This window comes from Pseudomonas sp. BN411, assembly GCF_029871235.1.
In the GTDB taxonomy this organism is placed as follows: Bacteria; Pseudomonadota; Gammaproteobacteria; order Pseudomonadales; family Pseudomonadaceae; genus Metapseudomonas.
The window spans coordinates 132,871-153,864 of sequence record NZ_SSOM01000065.1 but is presented as its reverse complement, the minus strand read 5'-3'; the positions used below and the strand labels follow the sequence as shown (position 1 = coordinate 153,864).

Genomic DNA, 20,994 nt, shown 5'->3' with positions numbered 1-20,994 from the left:
ACAAGTGGTGACGTGTCGTGGCTCAGCGAATCACACGGCCCGCCGGGCGAAGTCGCGAAGCCTGAAGCCCAGCAGGGCCAGCATGCCGAAATAGGCAATCACACCCGCCCCGACGAGCACGCCTAGGCGCAGCAGACGCTCGAACATGCCGCCCAGCTCCCAGGCCGGCAGCAGGTGCATCACGCCCAATAGCACCGCGCACATCACCAGCACGGCCAGCACCAGCTTGGCGAGGAAGCGGCCCCAGCCGGGCTGCGGCTGGAACAGACGCTGCTTGCGCAGCTGCCAGTAGAGCAGCCCGGCGTTCATGCACGCCGCCAGGCTGATAGCCAGCGCAAGACCGGCATGTTTCAGGGGAAAGACGAAGGCGAGGTTCATCAACTGGGTCGCCACCAGAGTGAAAACGGCGATCTTCACCGGCGTGCGGATGTTCTGCCGCGCATAGAAACCGGGCGCCAGAACCTTCACCAGAATGATCCCGAGCAGCCCCACGGCGTAGGCGATCAGCGCACGCTGGGTCATCAGGGCGTCGTTAGCGGTGAACTTGCCGTACTGGAACAGCGCCACCGTCAGCGGCTCGGCCAACAGGGCCAGAGCGAGGGTGCAAGGCAGCACCAGCAGGAAACACAGGCGCAGGCCCCAATCGAGCAACTGCGAGTAGGCCTGGCGATCATCACTGGCATAGGTCTTGGCCAGGGAGGGCAGCAGGATGGTGCCCAGGGCCACGCCCAGCACGCCGGACGGTAACTCCATCAGGCGGTCGGCGTAGTACATCCAGGACACGGAGCCGGCCGCCAGGAACGAGGCGAAGATGGTGTTGATGATCAACGAGATCTGCCCCACGGACACCCCGAAGATCGCCGGCCCCATCTGCTTGAGCACACGCCAGACACCGGTGTCACGCAGGTTCAGCCGTGGCAGTACCAGCATCCCGATGCGTTTCAGCGCCGGAAGCTGGTAGAGCAGCTGCGCCAGGCCACCGACCAGCACGGCCCAGCCGAGGGCCATGATGGGTGGGTCGAAATAGGGAATCAGGAACAGCGCGAAGACAATCATGCTGACGTTCAGCAAGGTCGGCACGAAGGCCGGCACTGAAAAGCGGTTCCAGGTATTGAGAATGGCGCCGGCCAGGGAGGACAGCGAAATCAGGAAGATATAGGGGAAGGTCACCCGCAGCAGATCGGTGGTCAGGGCGAACTTCTCAGGAGTATCGGCGAAGCCCGGCGCGGTCACCCAGATCACCCAGGGCGCCGCCAGGATCCCCACCAGGGTCACCAGCGCCAGGACCAGGGTCAGCAAGCCAGAGATATAGGCGATGAACGTGCGGGTCGCCTCCTCGCCCTGCTGGGTCTTGTACTCGGCAAGGATGGGCACGAAGGCCTGGGAGAACGCACCCTCGGCGAAGACCCGGCGCAACAGGTTCGGCAGCTTGAATGCGACGAAGAAGGCGTCGGTCGCCATGCCGGCGCCGAAGAAACGCGCGACGATGGTGTCGCGTACAAAGCCCAGGACGCGGGAAAGCATGGTGATGGAGCTGACAGCCGCCAGCGACTTGAGCAGATTCATTCAGGGGTCCGGAGAGAAAGTGCGCCTTCCGCCGGGCAGCGCTGCCGGGGACGGTCAAGGCTGCCGAGTGTAGAGTCCGGGCAGGATAAAATCATCCGGAAGAAAAGCTTACGCTCGTCGCCCCACTCACCTGATCGCCCTTGACAAGGCCAAAGCGCGTGGGCATGATTCGCGGCCTTAATTTGATTCAATCCCCCAGTTTCGAGGAGCTTGACGGTGGCCAACACACCTTCTGCCAAAAAACGCGCCAAACAGGCTGAGAAGCGTCGTAGCCATAACGCCAGCCTGCGCTCCATGGTCCGTACCTACATCAAGAACGTGGTCAAGGCTATCGACGCCAAGGACCTGCCGAAGGCTCAGGCCGCTTTCACCGCTGCTGTTCCGGTGATCGACCGCATGGCTGACAAAGGCATCATCCACAAGAACAAAGCCGCTCGTCACAAGAGCCGCCTGAACGCCCACATCAAGGCGCTCGGTCAAGCTGCTGCCTAAGCTTGAGTTCTTGTAAAAAACCGGCCTTCTGGCCGGTTTTTTTATTGCCTGGATTCTTTGAAACGATCTGAACACCCATGAAAAAGCCCGGATCATCCGGGCTCTTTCCAGCTATCTCAGGGCATGCTCGGCCATGGCAGGATCGGAATCGCCGTGACCGCATTCTGCGGACTGCCCTCAATCACGCGGTCGCTGTAGACCAGATAAACCAGAGTATTGCGCTTGCGATCGAAGAAGCGCACCACCTGCATGGTCTTGAACACCAGCGAAGTGCGCTCCTTGAACACCTCCTCGCCATCCTTGAGCTCACCATTGAAGCGGATAGGCCCGACCTGGCGGCAGGCGATGGACGCCTCGGCACGATCCTCTGCGAGCCCCAGACCACCTTTCACACCGCCGGTCTTGGCCCGCGACAGGTAGCAGGTCACACCCTCCACCTTGGGATCGTCGAACGCCTCCACCATGATCTTGTCGTTCGGACCGACCCACTTGAACACCGTCGACACCGAACCAATTTCTTCAGCACCAGCCAGCAGCGGCATCGCGAGCAAGGCCGCTGCCATTCCCTTGATCAGTCGCATCCCTTCCTCCACGCCTCAGACCAGGACCAGGTTGTCGCGATGCACCAGTTCCGGCTCGTCGACATAGCCCAGCAGCTTTTCGATGAGATCGGAGGACTGACCAATGATCTTCTGCGCCTCAAGGGCGCTGTAGTTGGCCAGGCCACGAGCGATTTCCGAACCATCAGGCCCGACGCAGACCACCATCTCGCCGCGACGGAAACTGCCCTGGACAGCCTTCACACCCACCGGCAACAGGCTCTTGCGGTCTTCGCGCAGCGCCTTGACCGCACCCGCATCGAGCACCAGGGTGCCACGCGTCTGCAGATGCCCCGCCAGCCATTGCTTGCGTGCCGCCAGCATGCCGCGCTCAGGCGCCAGCAGCGTACCCAGGCGCTCGCCAGCCTTGAGGCGATCCAGCACTCGCTCGATGCGACCACCAACGATCACCGTATGAGCACCGGAGCGCGCCGCCAGGCGAGCCGCCCGCAGCTTGGTCTGCATGCCACCGCGCCCCAGAGCACCACCGGTTCCGCCGGCCACGGCATCCAGGGCCGGATCATCGGCACGAGCTTCGAAGATCAGTTGAGCATCGGGATTGTGACGCGGATCGGCGTCGAACATGCCGTCGCGGTCGGTGAGGATCACCAGCAGGTCAGCCTCCACCAGGTTGGCCACGAGCGCCGCCAAGGTGTCGTTGTCGCCGAAACGAATCTCATCGGTGACCACGGTGTCGTTTTCGTTGATCACCGGGATCGCCCCAAGCTCCACCAGCGTGCGCAGGGTGCTGCGGGCGTTCAGGTAGCGCTTGCGATCCGACAGGTCGTCGTGGGTGAGCAGGATCTGCGCCGTGTGGCGACCGTGCTCAGCAAAACTGGATTCCCAGGCCTGGACCAACCCCATCTGTCCTACCGAGGCCGCAGCCTGCAGCTCATGCACGGCACTCGGGCGGCTATGCCAACCCAGGCGACTCATGCCGGCCGCTACAGCGCCAGAGGACACCAGCACAAGCTCCACGCCCGCATCGCGCAGGGCCACCATCTGCTCGACCCAAACCGCCATGGCCGAACGATCCAGCCCACGACCATCAGCCGTGAGCAATGCACTTCCGATCTTCACCACCCAGCGCTGCGCGCCAGTCACCTTGTCCCGCATATCGTCCAACCTTAGCTAGAAGGCCGCGCGGCAAGGCGCGCGGCCATGCGAACACTCCACAGCGCCGGGTGGCGCCGGGCTCAGGGTACGTAGAAGATTTCCGGCCCGTCGCCGTCATCCTCGTCGTCATCGAAATCGTCGTCATCGTCGACGCCGGCATTCTTCAGGCCGGCACGGCGCAGGGCGCGCTGGTCATCCATGGCCTGCAGACGGGCACGCGCCTCATCCTCGATGCGCTGATCCAGCTCAGCGAGCTGCTCGGCGTAATCCGGCTCCTCTTCCATGCGCAGTGTGCGCTCGTCGAGGTAACGCATGATCTCCTGGGAAAGCGCTTCGGTACCTTCGCGCTCCAGGGCGGAAATCACGAACACCGGACCATCCCAACCCAGACGCTCCAGCACAGCCTTCAAGCGCGCATCACGATCCTCATCGAGAAGCTGGTCCGCTTTGTTCAGCACCAGCCAGCGATCACGCTCGGTCAGTGCAGGGCTGAAGCGAGCAAGCTCTTCGATGATGGTCGCAGCAGCTTCGGCCGGATCACTTTCATCCAGCGGCGCCATGTCGACGATGTGCAGCAGCAGGCGGGTACGCGCCAGGTGCTTGAGGAAACGAATGCCCAAGCCAGCACCTTCGGCGGCACCCTCGATCAGACCGGGAATGTCGGCCACGACGAAGGACTTGAAGCGCCCCACGCTGACCACGCCCAGGTTCGGCACCAGGGTGGTGAAGGGATAGTCGGCAACCTTCGGCTTGGCGGCGGACACCGCACGAATGAAGGTGCTCTTGCCAGCATTTGGCAGGCCCAGCAGACCAACGTCAGCCAGCACCTTCAGCTCCAGCTTGAGGTCGCGGGACTCGCCCGGCTTGCCCTTGGTGGTCTGACGCGGTGCGCGGTTGGTACTGGACTTGAAACGGGTATTACCCAGACCGTGCCAGCCGCCCTGAGCCACCAGCAGGCGCTGACCAGGCTTGGTCAGGTCGCCGATGATTTCCTGGGTGGCGGCATCGATGATGGTGGTGCCCACAGGCACCGGCAGAACCAGGTCATCACCCTTGCGCCCGGTGCAGTCCTTGCTGCCGCCGTTCTCGCCGCGCTGAGCGTCGAAACGGCGGGTGTAGCGGTAGTCCACCAGGGTATTGAGGTTCGGATCGGCCTCCATGAACACGGAGCCGCCGTCGCCCCCGTCACCACCGTTGGGGCCGCCCTTTTCAATGAATTTTTCGCGACGGAAACTCATCAGGCCATTGCCGCCGTCGCCCGCTTTTACAAAGATCGATACTTCATCGACGAATTTCATCAGGACGCCTCCCGCCACGGGGACGGGTTGAGTGAAACAAAGCACATAGGATACAGGGAACCCCGCTCGATGCAGAGTTTCCGTGGAGCAGAAACAAAAAAGCCCCGTCGCAAGACGGGGCTCTTCCAGCGAGGTCGCTATCAGGCAGCGACGATGCTTACGTACTTGCGGTTGAAAGCACCTTTGACCTCGAACTTGATCACGCCGTCCACTTTCGCGAACAGGGTGTGATCCTTGCCCAGGCCTACGCCGACGCCGGCGTGGAACTTGGTACCGCGCTGACGCACGATGATGTTGCCGGCTTTGACAGCCTGGCCGCCGTAAAGCTTCACGCCAAGGCGTTTACTTTCTGAGTCGCGGCCGTTGCGGGTAGAACCGCCAGCTTTTTTGTGTGCCATGAGTCAAATCCTCCAAAAAGGAAATTAGGCCTGGATGCCGGTGATCTTGATTTCAGTGAACCACTGGCGGTGGCCCTGGCGCTTCATGTGGTGCTTACGACGGCGGAACTTGATGATGCGCACTTTGTCGTGACGGCCTTGGGAGACCACTTCAGCGACTACTTTGGCGCCATCTACAACCGGAGCACCGATTTTCACGTCTTCGCCATTGCCGATCAGCAGGACGCGGTCGAAAGTCACGGATTCGCCGGTGGCGACTTCGAGCTTCTCGACTTTCAGGAATTCACCTTCAGCGACTTTGTATTGCTTGCCGCCGGTAACGATAACTGCGTACATGGATTTTCTCCGTTAAACCTGCTCACCCGACGCTTTATAAGAAGAGGTATGGGTCGGCATGGCTGCATGGGGCCGGAATTGACGCCCGTGCAATTGCGTAAGGCAGGAAAATGCCCAAGGAAAGTTCAGGGGCCGCGATTGTACGCAAGCCGCGATTGCCGCGCAAGCACCGCCAGCGCTCGCCTTGACAGTCCCCGGCCCGGTCCCTAGCATGCCGCGCATCCCAATTGGAGCACTTCTGGCTGATGCAACCCCAGGCTTTCTACCGCGTGGTGGCGGACGATTTTACCGCAGTCGACGACATCATTCGCCGGCAGTTGACCTCCCGCGTTCCTCTGGTGGAAAAGATCGGTGATTACATCGTCTCCGCCGGTGGCAAGCGCCTGCGCCCGCTCCTGGTACTGCTGAGCGGCAACGCCCTGGGCTTCGGCGGCGACCAACTGCGCCTGCTGGCTGCCACCATCGAATTCCTGCACACCTCCACCCTGCTCCACGACGACGTGGTGGATGCCTCTGGCCTACGCCGCGGCCGCTCCACCGCCAATGCCCTGTGGGGCAACGCGCCGAGCGTGCTGGTGGGCGACTTCCTCTATGCCCGCTCCTTCGAAATGATGGTGGAACTTGGCTCCATGCCGGTGATGCGCATCATCTCCCAGGCCACCCGGGTCATCGCCGAAGGCGAAGTGCTGCAGCTGTCCAAGATCCGCGACGCCAGCACCACCGAAGAAACCTACATGGAAGTCATCCGCGGCAAGACCGCGATGCTCTTCGAAGCCTCCACCCACAGCGCAGCGATGCTGGCCGGCGCCAGCGCCGAACAGGCCGAAGCCCTGCGCCAGTTCGGCGACGCCCTGGGCATCGCCTTCCAACTGGTGGATGACCTGCTCGACTACCGTGGCGATGCCGCCACCCTCGGCAAGAACGTCGGTGACGACCTGGCCGAAGGCAAGCCCACCCTGCCGCTGATCGCCGCCATGCGCGACGGCACGCCGGAGCAGGCCAGCCTCGTGCGCAAGGCCATCCAGCAAGGCGGCAGCCAGGACCTGGAAGGCATTCGTGCCGCAGTCGAAGCCGCCGGCGCCCTGGACTACACCGCCCGCCTGGCCCGCGACTACGCCGCCCGCGCCATCGCCTGCCTGGACACGCTGCCGTCCAACGCCTACCGCGACGCCCTGATCGAGCTCACCGAATTCGCCGTAGCGCGGACCCACTGAGTCCCGATCTGCTGAAAAGCCCGTCCTGGTGACGGGCTTTTTTCTGCCTCGACGAAAGGTATCGATTGGCACTTGCTATTTCGATAATAGGAATTATTCTCATCTCAACGCTTTTCAAGGAGATGAGCCATGACCTACCTGATCGATGCCTGGCTGGATCGCCCCCACCCCTACCTGCGGATACTCCATCGGGAAACCGGAGAGGTTTGCGCCGTACTGGAAGAAGACGACCTCGACGAACTGCGCGACCAGGGCGACCTTGACCTCGCCGGCCTGAACTCCAGCGAACCGTTGGTACTCAAGGAGCTGGTGCGCAATCTCTTCCTGTTCTGCTACGCCAGGGCGCTACGACCCCACGGCGAGGTGCACTGAAAGGGATTGGGGAATCTGGGTGACGCCAGGACGCGTCATCCGCAATGCCGGCGCCCGGGCGCCGGCTTGCAGTGAGGGCAAAGGCGCCCTCGCGGGTTCCTGGGCGGGCCAGGGACGGCACGCCCGGGGGTCACCTGGATCAGAGAATGTCCAGGAGCTCCACGTCGAATACCAGCACGCTGTGCGGCGGGATGCTGCCGACAGCCTGACCGCCGTAGGCCAGTTCGCTCGGCACGTGCAGACGCCACTTGCTGCCAGCATTCATCAGTTGCAGGGCTTCCACCCAACCAGCGATCACGCCGCCCACCGGGAATTCGGCAGGCTGGCCACGATCGTAGGAGCTGTCGAACACGGTGCCGTCGATCAGCGTGCCGTGGTAATGGGTGCGCACGGTGTCCTCGGCCGACGGCTTGGCGCCCTCGCCCGCTACCAGCACCTCGTACTGCAGACCGGACGCCAGGACGGTCACGCCCTCGCGCTTGGCATTCTGTTCCAGGTAGGCACGACCGGCGCCAGCGGCGGCTTCCGCCTTGGCCTGGGCTTCGGCCTGCATGCGCTCGCGGATCACGCGGAAGCTGGCGGACAGGGCAGCACCATCGACGCGGCTTTCCAGGCCCTGGAAGGCATCGCTGAGGCCAGCGATCACGGCGTCCAGGCTCACACCGGGCGGGGGATTGTCACGGATCTGATCGCCGAGCTGGCGGCCGATGCCATAGCTGACGCGGGTTTCGTCGGTGGAAAGGTCGAGTTGGGACATCGCGGAGCTCCGCTCAGGGTAAAAAGGCCGGCCAGACTAGCACAGCTTCCCCTCCCCGGCGCGGGCTCCGATCTGCTCCCCGTTCAGTGGGAAACGCGTGTCGAGATCGGGACCTTCACGGTGTCCTGACTATCAGCATCCATTCCGCACATCTCGTCATGCACCACGTTGTGCACCAGGTGGAACGGCAGGTCCGGGAACTCGTGGAGCACCTCCCGTGCATGCTCAACCGAGCGCAGGTGCGTGGCATGGCCTTGACCATCGTCCAGATGGTGGGAGCGGCCGTCGATGAGTGCTTCCAGCAGATAGATACCCCCTTCCAGGGAGATCAGGTTGATTTCTTCGACGTGCCCGGCACGGGCATGGCTGGTGAGGTCGTGCAATTTCATGGCTTCGCCCTCGCGCGCTGTACACCTCAAATCTAATGCACAGGGCCGGCAGCAGACGGCAGAAACGCAACCGCCCGTCCGCTTTTCAGCGGACGGGCGGCCTGGGAGGGAGGCAGAGCGAGAATCAGTGGTCGTGCTTGGTCATCTTGTCCAGGTAGCCCATGGCGAAGGCCGAGATGACGAAAGTCATGTGCAGGACCACGTACCACATGATCTTGCCGTTATCGATGTTCTGCGCATCCATGAAAATGCGCAGCAGGTGGATGGAGGAGATCGCCACGATGGAGGCCGCCACCTTCATCTTCAGCGAGCCGGAGTCCATCTTGCCGAGCCAGCTCAGCTTCTCCTTGTCGTCGTCGATGTCCAGTTGCGAAACGAAGTTCTCGTAGCCAGAGATCATCACCATCACCAGCAGGCCGCCCACCAGGGACATGTCGATCAGCGAGAGCAGCACCAGGATCAGGTCTGCCTCAGTCTTCTCGAAGACGTGCGGCAGGATATGAACGATCTCCTGGAAGAATTTAAGGGTCAGCGCCAGCAAGGCCAGGGACAGGCCGAAGTAGATCGGGGCCAGCAGCCAACGCGCGGCGTACATCGAGTTTTCTAGAAAGCGTTCCATGGCTTCTCGTAGTCAGTAAAAAACCGGCCGCGAGTATAACGAGGTGTTTCCTACAGAAAAATAATGGCAAAGCAGGAGGAAATATCCCCAAACACTGTGGATAAATCTGTGCACGAGCACTGGAACGTCGCGCAAACGCCACTCCCCGCGCTGACGGGCAGCAGCTGCTCAAAAGCTGGTCAACCAACCCCGTCAGCTTTCGGGACGGAACTGGCAGTCACCCAGGCCTCTGCAGCGCGTACCGTTGATGCGTCGTAGCTCACCTTGCAGGTGCAGCCGCCAGATCGGCGGGTCGTGGGCTTCGGTGTAGCCCTGCTCCGCCAGGCAGTCGGCAATCGCGGAGAGCACCGATTCCGCCACGATAGGCCCGTGGAATGGGCCCTGGGCTTTGATCGCCGAGGGTTGTTCCCCCGACATTCCCGCCGCACAAAGCAGCGTCCAGAGTCCATTCTCTCCCGCCAGTGGACGGATCACGCACTCGATCCGAGTCACCAGTCCCAGGCATTGGCGGGTAAGGCAGAGGTTGCGCGTCATGGCGGCTTTCCTCGCAGGGGCCTGATTTCAGCCTACACCCGAGTTTGGACCTGCGAAAGCGCGACGCTTATCCACGCAAACTGTGGATAACCCTGTGAACAGGGTGAGGGAAACGCGAAGGGAGGCCGATTACACGAGCCTCCCTAGCCGTTGTTCGGTGACTGACCAGCCACGCCGGGAACACGCCCCGGCATGACCGGTCAGGGGATCGTTCAGGACGGTCCCTGGGTCTTGTCCGGAGCCGGAGTCTTGCCGGGTTCCTTCTTGGACCCCTTGCGCGCCGGCTTGGGCGGCGCTGCAACCTTGGCGACCACCTCGGCGACTTCCTGGGTGGGCGCCGCCTTCTCCTCTTCTTCCAGCCCCATCTCGGCGATTTCCCGCAGGCGCGCCACCACACGGGCGTTGACGCTGCCTTCGGGGAACTGGCCCTTCTCGTCAGGCACACCGGCCGGCTCGCCCACCAGCAGGCTCAGAGCCTCGTCGGCCTGGCGCACTGCGTAGACGTGGAAACGCCCCTTGCGCACCGCATCCAGCACGCGCTCGTCGAGCATCAGGGTGGTGACGTTGGCGTGGGGGATGATCACCCCCTGTTCGCCGGTCAGGCCGCGGGCCTCGCACAGGCGGAAGAAGCCCTCGATCTTCTCGTTGACCCCGCCCACTGCCTGTACCTCACCGAACTGGTTGATCGAGCCGGTGATGGCGAAGCACTGCTTGAGCGGGGTGCGCGACAGGGCCGAGATCAGGGTGCAGGCCTCGCCGAGGGAGGCGCTGTCGCCGTCCACGTAGCCGTAGGACTGCTCCAGGGCGATGCTCGCGGAGATCTCCAGGGGGAATTCCTGGGCATAGCGACTGCCGAGGTAACCGGTGAGGATCATTACCCCCTTGGAGTGGATCGGCTGGCCAAGGTTGACCTCGCGCTCGATGTCGACGATGCCCGAGCTACCGGGATAGACGGTCGCGGATATCCGCGCCGGCACGCCGAAGGCCGAGTCGCCCACTTCCAGCACGGTCAGGCCGTTGCACTTGCCCACAGCAGCGCCAGCGGTGTCGATCAGGATGACGCCCGCCAGCATGTCGTCGAGGATGCGTGCGGATACGCGGCCCGTGCGGGTGGCCTTGGCCCGGAGGGCGCGGTCGATGTGGTCGGCGTCGGTCAGGGGCTCATTCGCCAGCTGACGGATGAAGTCCGCTTCGCTGACCAGCTGGAACAGATCACCGATTCGCGCCGACAGACGCCCCTGGTGCTCGGCCAAACGTGCGCTGTAGGTCGCCAGGCGGGCCACGGCGGCCGCAGTGAGGGGCGCCATGCCCTCTTCGGAGGTGCGGGTCTTCAGCAACTGGGCGAATTGCTCCAGGCTGTCGTCCGACAGGGCGATTTCCTCGTCGAAGTCCACCAGCACGCGGAACATCTCCTGGAAGTCGGGATCCAGGTCCTGGAGCGTGTAGTAGAGCTGGCGCGAACCGATGATCACCACCTTGACCTGCAGCGGGATCACCTGCGGCGTCAGGGTGACGGTGGCCAGGCGGCCGAGTTCCGCCAGAGGCGACTCCATCTTCAGCTTGCGCGATTGCAGGGCACGCTTCAGCGCATCCCAGACAAAGGGCTCGCTTAGTAGTTTTTCCGCCTCCAGGATCAGGAAACCACCGTTGGCCCGGTGCAACGCACCTGGGCGCAACTGGCGATAGCTGGTGTAGAGGGCGCCCTGGTCGGTGCCGTACTCGATGCGGCCGAACAGGTTGTCGTAGGTGGGATGCGGCTCGAACACCACGGGAGCGCCACCGCTGGCGTGATGGCCCACAACCAGGCTGGGGCAGTACTGCTCTTCCAGAATCTCACGGCGCTGGGCGTCCGGCTTGTCGTCCAGTAACTGGTCCACCACCGTTTTCAGCAAGTTCACCTGCATGGCCTGCAGATAGGCCACCACACCGGCGTTCTCCGCGTACTTCTCCGAAAGCGGCGAAAGCAGCGGCTGAAGCGCCTGGGTAATGGTTTCCTCGTTGAGCTGGCGCAGCTGGTTGCTGGACTCGCGCTTCCACTGCGGCAGGCCGGACAGCTCCTCATTCAGGCGCTCCTCCAGCATGGAAATGTCGTCATGGAAGCGCTCGCGCTCGGCTTCGTCCAACTGGGAAAAGTCCGCCTCGTCCAGGGCCTTGCCATCCTTCATCGGGGTGAAGGCAATGTTTGCGCTGTCGCGGTAGAGGGCGACGTCCTTCTCCAGGGCGACGCGCTCGATCACGTCCAGGGCACGGTCGTAGCGCTGGTTGAAGGCGCGATCGATGGCGCTCTTCTTCTGCTGGAAGGTGGGGGTCTCGAATACCGCAGGGAAGGTGGACAGCAGGTTATCCACCAGATGCTCGATGTCGCAGACGAAGCCGCTCGCTTCGCCCGCCGGCAGCTGCAAGGCCCGCGGCTCGCGAGGCTCTTCGAAGTGGTTGACGTAGAGCCAGTCCGCCGGGGTTTGCAGGCGCTTGCCCTCAGCCTTGAGATAGCGTTTGACGAAGGAGAAGCGGCCAGTGCCCGGTTCCCCCATGACATAGACGTTGTAACCCGGACGCGGCATGGCCACCCCGAACTGCAGGGCCTCCACCGCGCGTTCCTGGCCGAGTACACCCCGGAAGGGCTCCAGGTCTTCGGTACTCTTGAAGTTGAACTGATGAGGCTCGAACGGACGGGTCAGCGCATCGGGCGCCAGTCGCAGGCTGGCAGCGAAGGAGTCAGGCATCGAGTGTCCTTAATGGCTCGGCAAGAAAGCGATGGCCGCATTCTGGCGCCGCCCTGACATCACTGGCAAGGCATTGCGCCAGGGGTTGTCAGTGCTCCCGGTCGGCACAGTCCAGGCAGTACTCGGCGGCAGGCAGTATCGCCAGGCGCGCAGGCTCGATGGCCTCGCCACAACGCTGGCAATAGCCGTAGCTACCGTCTGCCAGGCGCAGCTTGGCCATGCCCACGCGGCGCAGGGCGGCCTCGGTCTCGACGAGGATGGCAGTCAGCACTTCATCGTTCTCGCGCTCCCCCGCCTGCTCGGCGAAATCCGGCGAGTGACTGCTGGCCAGGTCTTCACGAATGGAGTTGGCGCGGGCGGTGTACTCCGCTATCAGGGCGTCGAGTGTCGCCCTTGGATCGGTTGCTGTCATGCTGGAATCTCCCCAGTTCTCACTCTAAGTGTGGACGCTGTAACGCAGCCTGCATCCCAGCCGTGCAAACTTGCGCAAATGCACGTCTTAACCTTGCTTGACACCCGCCCTGGCCTTCCCCAAAGCTCCGCCCGTCGAACCTCTCATGAAGAAGAGCTGCGCCCTTGAAACGGATTTTCCCGTACCTCGCCCTGTGCACCTGGATTACCGCCCACGCAACGCCCCAAATCCCCGCTGAACGCCTGCAGACACTGGCCAGCGATCCCTATTGGATCGCCCTGGGGCATTACGAGACGGGCAAACTGGGCGGCTGGCGCAGCTACGTGGACGATCCCGACTTTTTCCTCGCCGAGGATGGGCCAAGCAACCCGGAAGCCGAATTGCGCGCCACCCTGGAGGCGATCTACGCCCCGGAAGGTCAAGGCGACAAGCACCCGCAGTGCACCTACCCGGCACGTACCCGCTGGCTGCGCGAGCAGCTCCAGCTCAGCGACCTGCCGCAGCCGGACTGCAGCGAATTCAAGACCTGGTACGCCGACGTCAACCCGCACAGCACGGTGCTGGTCTTCCCCGCCGCCTACCTGAACAGCCCCTCGTCCATGTTCGGCCACACCCTGCTGCGCATCGACCAGCCGGACATCCACGAAAACAACACGGTGATGCTCAGCTACGCGCTGAACTTCGGCGCCTTCATCGAAGGTGCGGACAACAGCATCCTCTACGCCTGGAAGGGCCTGATGGGCGGCTACCCCGGCCTGTTCGCCCTGGTGCCCTATCGCGACAAGCTCAAGGAATATAGCCGCCTGGAGAACCGCGACCTCTGGGAGTACCGTCTGAACCTCACCCCGGAGGAGACCGGGCGCATGGTCGAGCATGTCTGGGAACTCAAGCAGATCCGCTTCGACTACTACTTCTTCGACGAGAACTGCTCCTACCGCCTGCTGGAGCTGCTGGAAATTGCGCGCCCCGGCATCGAACTCACCGAGCAGTTCCCGATTACCGCCATCCCCACCGACACGGTGCGTGCGATCAAGCAGGCCGGTCTGGTGGAGTCCATCGACTACCGGCCCTCGCGGGAAAAGGAACTGCTGGCCCGCGCCGAGCCGCTGGACGACGCCGAACAGCAGTGGGTATTGCAGCTTGCCGACGACGAGAAACTGCTCGACGACCCGGCGTTCCTCGCCCTGCCCGCCCCACGCCGCGCCCTGATCCAGGACGCTGCCTTCCGCCTGGTGCGCTACCGCTCCACCGGTGAAGACCGCACCCGCGAAATCGCCACCCGCAGCTTCAAGTTGCTGCAAGGTATCAACCGCAATCCGCCGCCGGAGCTGGAGGTGGATCGCCCTGGCCTCCCCGAGGAAGGCCACGAATCGCGCACCTGGCAACTGGGCGCAGGCACCCGTGAGGACCGCGCCTTCGCCGAGTACGGGCTGCGCATGGCCTATCACGACCTCAACGACAACCTGTCCGGCTTCCCGCTAGGGGCGCAGATCGAGATCCTCCAGCTCAAGCTGCGTCAGTTCGAGGACAACCACTGGCAGCTGCAGCGCCTGGACCTCGCCACCATCCGCTCCCTGACCCCGCGCGGTGAATTGCTCAAGCCCCTGTCCTGGCAGGTTGCCGGCGGCCTGGAGCGTGTACTGGGCGAGGATGGCGACGAACGCCTGGTGAGCCACCTCAACGGCGGCGTCGGCGGCTCGTGGAATCTTGGCGAGGACGCCCTCGGCTTCGCCATGGCCACCGCCCGTATCGAGCACAACGAAGACTTCGCCCCCTTCGTCGCCACTGCCGCCGGCTTCAACACCGGCCTGCTCTGGCACAACGCACTGGGTACCACGAGCCTGGAAGCTGCCGGCGACTACTTCCACAACGGCGAAGTCCGCCGCCGGTTGTCCCTCAACCAGCAATGGGAAATCTCCCGCGACCTCGGCCTGCGCCTGACCGCACAACGGGAGTTCAGCCAGCTCGCCGCCCCGGTGAACGAAGTGATGCTGGAGCTGAAGTGGTACCACTATTGATGGGTATCGCATCCTACGACCGTCCCCGACCATGCTTTTGTAGGATGGGTCGGGCGGCGTTCCGCGAGCCTGCGATACCCATCACTGGCGCCACCGGTAAGATGCGCGCCCGGCCCGCCACAACGGGCTCAGAATGGTTATCCACACCCTCGTCAGGCGATGCAGATGAACACCAACGGTTCCCAATTGCTGGAAGTTTCCAACGGCAAGCCGATCAAGCTCTGGACCCAGGGCGTGCCGGTGGAAGACGAAGCCCGCCAGCAGTTGATCAACACGGCCAAGATGCCCTTCATCTTCAAGCACCTGGCGGTGATGCCCGACGTGCACCTGGGCAAGGGCTCGACCATCGGCAGCGTGATCCCGACCGTGGGCGCCATCATCCCTGCCGCCGTGGGCGTGGATATCGGCTGCGGCATGATCGCTGCCCTCACGTCCCTGCGCGCCGCCGACCTGCCGGACAATCTGCACGGCCTGCGCAGCGCCATCGAACGCGCGGTGCCCCACGGCAAGACCTTCGGCCGGCACGACCAGGGCGCCTGGGACAACGTGCCGGATGCAGCCGACCAGGCCTGGCGGCCCCTGGCAAGGCGCTTCAAGGCGATCACCTCGAAGTACCCGCGCCTGGAGAAGACCAATAACCGCCACCACCTCGGCACCCTGGGTACCGGCAACCACTTCATCGAGGTCTGCCTGGACGAGGCCGACCGCGTCTGGTTCATGCTGCACAGCGGCTCGCGCGGGGTGGGCAATGCCATCGGCACCCTGTTCATCGAGCTGGCCCAGGCCGACATGCGCCAACACATCGCCAACCTGCCGGACCGCGACCTGGCCTACTTCGAGGAAGGCAGCAGGCACTTCGACGACTATGTGGAAGCGGTGGGCTGGGCCCAGGACTTCGCCCGGCAGAACCGCGCCCTGATGATGCAGGCGGTGATCGAAGCCGCCCGCAAGGTGCTCAAAAGACCCTTCGACGCCAGCCTGGAAGCGGTGAACTGCCACCACAACTATGTGCAGAAGGAATGGCACTTCGGCCGCGAAGTGCTGGTGACGCGCAAGGGCGCGGTGTCGGCGCAGAAGGGTGAGCTGGGCATCATTCCCGGCTCCATGGGTGCGAAGAGCTTCATCGTCCGCGGACTGGGCAACGAAGAAGCGTTCTGCTCCTGCAGCCACGGCGCCGGTCGCGCGATGAGCCGTGGACGGGCGAAGAAACTGTTCACCGTGGAAGACCAGGTCCGCGCCACCGCCCATGTGGAATGCCGCAAGGACAAGGATGTGATCGACGAAATCCCGATGGCCTACAAGGACATCGACGCCGTGATGGCGGCCCAGCGCGACCTGGTGGAAGTGGTGCACACCCTGCGCCAGGTGGTCTGCGTCAAAGGCTGAAGGCCTTGACGCTTTGATCACATCGCCAGCGCTAGACTTCCGGTAATACACCCCAGTCGCGCGTGCGCCCGCCTTTTGGTGCACGGGAGCCTACCTATGGCGTCACGTCACGCCGCCCTTCTCGCCCTCCTGCTCACCGGCCTGCTCGCGGGCTGCGAATCCACCCACGATCATCTGATCGCCCAGGGTTACCCACCGGCCTTCGCCGACGGCTTTGCCGATGGTTGCAGCAGTGGTCGCCAGGCGGCGGGAGTGATCAGTGGCGAATTCCGCAAGAACGTGCCGCGCTATCTCAAGGATGCCAACTATGCCGAGGGCTGGAGCGACGGCTTCCGCCAGTGTCAGGCGCAGGTGCAGAGCGAGGAACAGCGCGAATACGAGGAATGGCGCCGCAATCGGGAGGATGTCGAGTGGCAGAGAAATCGGGGCAACGCCATGGGGAGGGCGCTGCATCCGAATTGACGGTGATGAATCTGTAGGGGCGAATTCATTCGCCAAGCAGGCCGAAGGTCTGCCCATCAGGCCCTGAAGGGGGCAGCTAAGCTGCCCTTGGCGAATGAATTCGCCCCTACAAGGCCTGCGTCAGGAAACGGCAGCGTTACACCACACCCTGCGCCAGCATGGCGTCGGCGACTTTCACGAAGCCGGCGATGTTGGCGCCCTTCACGTAGTTGATCCGGCCGTTCTCTTCGCCGTAGCTCACGCATGCGTGGTGGATGTTCTGCATGATGCCGTGCAGGCGCTGGTCCACCTCGCCGGCGGTCCAGTGCAAGCGCATGGCGTTCTGGCTCATTTCCAGACCGCTGGTAGCCACGCCACCGGCGTTGGACGCCTTGCCCGGGGCGAAGAGGATGCCCGCCTCGAGGAACAGGTCCACCGCCTCGAGGGTCGACGGCATGTTGGCGCCTTCGGCCACGCAGATGCAGCCGTTGGCCAGCAGCGCGCGGGCGTCTTCACCGTTCAGCTCGTTCTGGGTGGCGCAGGGCAGCGCGATGTCGCAAGCCAGCGACCAGGGACGCTCGCCGGGCATGAAGCGCAGGCCCGGTGCACTCAGTTCACTGAGGCGTCCGCGGCGGACGTTCTTCAGCTCCATCAGCTCTTCCCACTGTTCCTGGGTCAGGCCGGCCTCGGCGAACAGGGTGCCCTCGGAGTCGGACAGGGAAATCACCTTGCCGCCCAGCTCCATCACCTTCTGCGCCGCGTACTGGGCCACGTTGCCAGAACCGGAGATGGCCACGCGCTGGCCGTCGAAACCGCGGCCGATGCCCTTGAGCATCTCCTGGGCGAAGTACACGCAGCCGTAGCCGGTGGCTTCGGGGCGGATCAGGCTGCCACCGTAGGCCAGGCCCTTGCCGGTGAGGACCGAGGTGAACTCGTTGGACAGGCGCTTGTACTGGCCGAAGAGGAAGCCGATTTCACGGGCGCCGACGCCGATATCACCGGCCGGCACGTCGAGATCGGCACCGATGTGACGGTACAGCTCGCTCATGAAGGACTGGCAGAAGCGCATGACTTCCGCGTCGCTCTTGCCCTTGGGGTCGAAGTCCGAGCCGCCCTTGCCACCGCCCATGGGCAGCGAGGTCAGGGAATTCTTGAATACCTGCTCGAAGGCGAGGAACTTCAGCACGCCCAGGTTCACCGACGGGTGGAAGCGCAGGCCGCCCTTGTACGGGCCGATGGCGCTGCTCATCTGCACGCGATAACCACGGTTCACCTGCACACGGCCGGCATCGTCGACCCACGGCACCCGGAACAGGACGGCACGCTCCGGCTCGACGATCCGCTCGATGATGCCGGCCTCCAGGTACTTCGGATTGGCTTCAAGGAATGGCCAAAGGCTGCGCAGAACCTCTTCCACCGCCTGATGGAACTCAGGCTGGTCGGGGTCGCGCTGCTTCAGGCGCTGTAGGAATGCGTCGACGGATTGCGTCATGTTTCTCACCATTTTTCTTTTGTGAACAATTTATGGCGCGAGACTCTACCAAGCTGGCCAGCACCTCGATAGGGCAAAGTGACGCATATCTGAATCTTTTTGGTGCATTACATGTAAATGGCGCTACGAAAAAGGAATAAAACCATCTGAAATCGCTGAATTCAGGTTTTTCTCCTCAGATTGCCCCGGACAACCCAATGCACCATTTCGCAGCCACGCCGCACCATGAAAGACCACGACACGTCGCGACCATCCCCGTGTTCACCCGGAGCACTCGCACTATCAGCGCAATTGGATACAAGCCGGCCGTGATGAGGCCGGGGCAGGCAATGCCTCAGCGCCCCGCCGACTCCCGCAGCACCTGCCGGGGATTGATGCCCAGCTCGCTGCGCTTGCCGCGCATCACCACCACGCCATGGTCCGGCAGGGAGTGCCAGACATCCTCGGTCACGCAGACGCCCACGCCCATGGCGGCATCGTCCAGCACGAGTTCCACACGGAACCGGCAACCCAGGCCGCCAGACTCCTTGCCCAGCACGCGGGCGGCGAATTCGGCGTCCTCACCCAGCCATTGGGTATAGAGCGCGGCAGCGGGTACCTGCAGGGCACCCCAGACCACCAGGACCAGCAACGCCCCCAGGGTCAGGTGCAACTGCCAGCGGGCGGCATCGGTTTCCAGCCCGAACAGGGTGCTGAAGCGCTCGCGCCGGGCCAGCCAGGCATAGAGCCCAGCCCCCAGAGCCAAGGAGCAGGGAACGGAAACCACCTTCCAGGCGGGAGAGGGATAGAAGGAGAAATACAGGCCACAGACCCCGAACAGCGCCAGGGAGGAAAGCCAGAACAGGTAGTGGTTGAATCCTTTCATCGAACCTCCAGAAACGACAACGGAGCCAAAAGGCCCCGTTGTCTGCGATGCCTGCCCGGTAAAGTTACTGGGCGAGCTTCTTGTAACGCACGCGGTGCGGCTGGGCGGCAGCCTCGCCGAGGCGTTTCTTGCGGTCCGCTTCGAACTCGGTGTAGTTGCCTTCGAAGAAGTTCACCTTGCCGTCGTCCTCATAGGAGAGGATGTGGGTGGCGATACGGTCCAGGAACCAGCGATCGTGGGAAATCACGATGGCGGCGCCGGGGAAGTCCAGCAGCGCTTCTTCCAGCGCACGCAGGGTTTCCACGTCGAGGTCGTTGGACGGTTCGTCGAGCAGCAGCACGTTGCCGCCCTGCTTCAGGGTCAGGGCCAGGTGCAGGCGGCCACGCTCACCACCGGAGAGGTCCTTGACGAACTTCTGCTGGTCGGCGCCCTTGAAGTTGAAGCGGCCGACGTAGCTGCGCGACGGGACTTCGTAGTTGCCGATCTTGATCTGCTCGAAGCCATCGGAAACCTGCTGCCAGACGGTCTTGGTGCCTTCCAGGCTGTCGCGGCTCTGATCGACGCTGGCGATCTGCACGGTTTCACCGATATCGATGGTGCCCGAGTCCGGTTGCTCCTTGCCGGTAAGCATGCGGAACAGGGTCGACTTACCGGCACCGTTACCGCCGATCACGCCGACGATGGCGCCCTTCGGAATGCTCAGGGACAGGTCGTCGATCAGTACGCGATCGCCGTAGCCCTTGGTGACGTTGTGCAGCTCGATGACCTTGTCGCCCAGGCGCGGACCGGCCGGGATGTAGATCTCGTTGGTCTCGCTACGCTTCTGGAATTCCTGGGACTGCATTTCCTCGAAGCGTTGCAGACGGGCCTTGGACTTGGACTGTCGAGCCTTGGCGCCCTGGCGCACCCACTCCAGTTCGGCCTTCATGGCCTTGGCGTGAGAGGCTTCCTGCTTGGCTTCCTGGGCCAGGCGGTTGGCCTTGGATTCCAGCCAGCCGGAGTAGTTACCTTCGAACGGAATGCCATGGCCACGGTCCAGTTCGAGGATCCAGCCGGCAACGTTGTCGAGGAAGTAACGGTCGTGGGTAATGGCTACCACAGTGCCCGGGAAGTCATGGAGGAAGTGCTCCAGCCAGGCGACGGAGTCGGCGTCCAGGTGGTTGGTCGGCTCGTCCAGCAGCAGCATGTCAGGGGCGGACAGCAGCAGGCGGCACAGGGCCACGCGGCGCTTCTCACCACCGGAAAGATGTTCGATCTTCGCGTCCCACTGCGGCAGGCGCAGGGCGTCAGCGGCGACTTCCAGCTGACGCTCCAGGTTGTGGCCATCGGAAGCCTGGAGGATGGCTTCCAGCTTCGCCTGCTCGGCGGCCAGGGCGTCGAAGTCGGCGTCCGGCTCGGCGTAGGCAGCGTAGACCTCGTCCAGGCGGGCCTGGGCCTGCTTGATTTCGCCCACCGCCTCTTCAACGATGTCGCGCACGGTCTTGGTCGGATCCAGCTTGGGTTCCTGGGGCAGGTAGCCGACTTTGATGCCAGGCATCGGGCGGGCTTCACCATCGATCTCGGTGTCCACCCCGGCCATGATGCGCAGGAGGGTCGACTTACCCGCGCCGTTCAGGCCGAGCACGCCGATCTTGGCGCCCGGGAAGAAGGACAGGGAAATGTCTTTGAGGATCTCACGCTTCGGGGGCACGACTTTGCCGACCCGGTGCATGGTGTAGACGTATTGAGCCATGGCTGACCTTGGTGCTGTAACAAATGTGGAATAAGGCGGGGAGCGACAATGAGGGAACAGGCGCTCCCGCGCGCGTGCGGCAAAGCTACCGGAATGCACCGGGGAGGGCAAACAACACTCGACGGTCGTACTGGCACTTTGAGTGCCTTCAGGGCATGCTAGCCGGTCCGCGGCCCCCTTGGCCCGGGACGCCCCGTCACCTGCCCAATGAGCAGTAGCAGGAACGCCATTAGTG

21 protein-coding genes are annotated in these 20,994 nt (G+C 63.5%); 6 read left to right on the top strand and 15 right to left on the bottom strand.

Annotated elements, in window-relative coordinates; genetic code table 11:
* Positions 1–30: 30 nt before the first annotated feature.
* Entirely contained in the window at positions 31–1,566 is a 1,536-nt protein-coding gene (murJ, locus tag E8F06_RS10915) for a murein biosynthesis integral membrane protein MurJ (protein WP_280366930.1), read from the bottom strand.
* Between the two features lie 216 nt (positions 1,567–1,782).
* Here murJ and rpsT point away from each other — a divergent pair, with 216 nt between their 5' ends.
* Positions 1,783–2,058 (top strand): 30S ribosomal protein S20, encoded by a 276-nt coding sequence (gene rpsT / locus E8F06_RS10910; protein ID WP_069082204.1) that lies wholly within the window; start codon positions 1,783–1,785, stop codon positions 2,056–2,058.
* Positions 2,059–2,174: 116 nt separating this feature from the next.
* Here the strand turns inward: rpsT and E8F06_RS10905 are convergent, their stop codons facing one another.
* The 5 genes from E8F06_RS10905 to rplU all read right to left on the bottom strand — a co-directional run bounded on the left by E8F06_RS10905 (position 2,175) and on the right by rplU (position 5,805).
* Positions 2,175–2,639 (bottom strand): CreA family protein, encoded by a 465-nt coding sequence (locus E8F06_RS10905; RefSeq protein WP_280366928.1) that lies wholly within the window; start codon positions 2,637–2,639, stop codon positions 2,175–2,177.
* A gap of 15 nt (positions 2,640–2,654) precedes the next feature.
* The gene (proB, locus tag E8F06_RS10900) at positions 2,655–3,773 is read right to left on the bottom strand and encodes a glutamate 5-kinase (protein ID WP_280366926.1); all 1,119 of its coding nucleotides are present in this window, start codon (positions 3,771–3,773) and stop codon (positions 2,655–2,657) included.
* A gap of 80 nt (positions 3,774–3,853) precedes the next feature.
* Positions 3,854–5,071 (bottom strand): Obg family GTPase CgtA, encoded by a 1,218-nt coding sequence (gene cgtA / locus E8F06_RS10895; RefSeq protein WP_280366923.1) that lies wholly within the window; start codon positions 5,069–5,071, stop codon positions 3,854–3,856.
* 140 nt (positions 5,072–5,211) lie between these two features.
* Complete coding sequence (gene rpmA, locus E8F06_RS10890; RefSeq protein WP_190826969.1) at positions 5,212–5,469, bottom strand: 50S ribosomal protein L27; 258 nt, start codon at positions 5,467–5,469, stop codon at positions 5,212–5,214.
* A 24-nt stretch (positions 5,470–5,493) separates the two neighbouring features.
* Positions 5,494–5,805: a 50S ribosomal protein L21 gene (gene rplU, locus E8F06_RS10885; protein ID WP_044872190.1), complete on the bottom strand. Its 312-nt coding sequence runs from the start codon at positions 5,803–5,805 to the stop codon at positions 5,494–5,496.
* A gap of 245 nt (positions 5,806–6,050) precedes the next feature.
* Between rplU and E8F06_RS10880 the strand changes: the two genes are divergently transcribed.
* Positions 6,051–7,019: a polyprenyl synthetase family protein gene (locus E8F06_RS10880; protein WP_280366920.1), complete on the top strand. Its 969-nt coding sequence runs from the start codon at positions 6,051–6,053 to the stop codon at positions 7,017–7,019.
* 129 nt (positions 7,020–7,148) lie between these two features.
* A complete protein-coding gene (locus E8F06_RS10875; RefSeq protein WP_280366918.1) occupies positions 7,149–7,391 on the top strand; it encodes a hypothetical protein in 243 nt (80 codons plus the stop codon).
* Positions 7,392–7,530: 139 nt separating this feature from the next.
* Here the strand turns inward: E8F06_RS10875 and E8F06_RS10870 are convergent, their stop codons facing one another.
* The 6 genes from E8F06_RS10870 to E8F06_RS10845 form a co-directional block, all read right to left on the bottom strand.
* The gene (locus tag E8F06_RS10870) at positions 7,531–8,148 is read right to left on the bottom strand and encodes an FKBP-type peptidyl-prolyl cis-trans isomerase (protein WP_280366916.1); all 618 of its coding nucleotides are present in this window, start codon (positions 8,146–8,148) and stop codon (positions 7,531–7,533) included.
* 83 nt (positions 8,149–8,231) lie between these two features.
* Positions 8,232–8,537 (bottom strand): DUF6482 family protein, encoded by a 306-nt coding sequence (locus E8F06_RS10865; RefSeq protein WP_280366914.1) that lies wholly within the window; start codon positions 8,535–8,537, stop codon positions 8,232–8,234.
* A gap of 124 nt (positions 8,538–8,661) precedes the next feature.
* Positions 8,662–9,156 carry a TIGR00645 family protein gene (locus E8F06_RS10860; protein ID WP_151131826.1) on the bottom strand — a complete coding sequence of 165 codons (495 nt, stop codon included), beginning with the start codon at positions 9,154–9,156 and terminating at the stop codon, positions 8,662–8,664.
* A 192-nt stretch (positions 9,157–9,348) separates the two neighbouring features.
* Positions 9,349–9,690, bottom strand: coding sequence for a hypothetical protein (locus tag E8F06_RS10855; RefSeq protein WP_280366912.1), 342 nt, complete (start codon positions 9,688–9,690; stop codon positions 9,349–9,351).
* Between the two features lie 212 nt (positions 9,691–9,902).
* On the bottom strand, positions 9,903–12,413 hold the full coding sequence (locus tag E8F06_RS10850; protein ID WP_280366910.1) for an AAA family ATPase: 2,511 nt from the start codon (positions 12,411–12,413) through the stop codon (positions 9,903–9,905).
* An 88-nt stretch (positions 12,414–12,501) separates the two neighbouring features.
* Positions 12,502–12,825, bottom strand: a complete 324-nt coding sequence (locus E8F06_RS10845) for a TraR/DksA family transcriptional regulator (protein ID WP_280366908.1) — start codon at positions 12,823–12,825, stop codon at positions 12,502–12,504.
* 164 nt (positions 12,826–12,989) lie between these two features.
* Between E8F06_RS10845 and E8F06_RS10840 the strand changes: the two genes are divergently transcribed.
* The 3 genes from E8F06_RS10840 (at position 12,990) to E8F06_RS10830 (ending at position 16,691) form a co-directional block, all read left to right on the top strand.
* Complete coding sequence (locus E8F06_RS10840; protein ID WP_280366905.1) at positions 12,990–14,843, top strand: DUF4105 domain-containing protein; 1,854 nt, start codon at positions 12,990–12,992, stop codon at positions 14,841–14,843.
* A gap of 165 nt (positions 14,844–15,008) precedes the next feature.
* Positions 15,009–16,229, top strand: coding sequence for an RtcB family protein (locus E8F06_RS10835; RefSeq protein WP_280366903.1), 1,221 nt, complete (start codon positions 15,009–15,011; stop codon positions 16,227–16,229).
* A 96-nt stretch (positions 16,230–16,325) separates the two neighbouring features.
* The gene (locus tag E8F06_RS10830; RefSeq protein WP_280366901.1) at positions 16,326–16,691 is read left to right on the top strand and encodes a hypothetical protein; all 366 of its coding nucleotides are present in this window, start codon (positions 16,326–16,328) and stop codon (positions 16,689–16,691) included.
* Between the two features lie 136 nt (positions 16,692–16,827).
* Here E8F06_RS10830 and gdhA read toward each other — a convergent pair whose 3' ends face one another.
* The 3 genes from gdhA to ettA all read right to left on the bottom strand — a co-directional run bounded on the left by gdhA (position 16,828) and on the right by ettA (position 20,759).
* Complete coding sequence (gene gdhA / locus E8F06_RS10825) at positions 16,828–18,162, bottom strand: NADP-specific glutamate dehydrogenase (protein WP_280366899.1); 1,335 nt, start codon at positions 18,160–18,162, stop codon at positions 16,828–16,830.
* Positions 18,163–18,496: 334 nt separating this feature from the next.
* Entirely contained in the window at positions 18,497–19,027 is a 531-nt protein-coding gene (locus tag E8F06_RS10820) for a hypothetical protein (protein ID WP_280366897.1), read from the bottom strand.
* Positions 19,028–19,091: 64 nt separating this feature from the next.
* Positions 19,092–20,759 (bottom strand): energy-dependent translational throttle protein EttA, encoded by a 1,668-nt coding sequence (gene ettA / locus E8F06_RS10815; RefSeq protein WP_280366895.1) that lies wholly within the window; start codon positions 20,757–20,759, stop codon positions 19,092–19,094.
* Between the last annotated feature and the right edge of the window lie 235 nt (positions 20,760–20,994).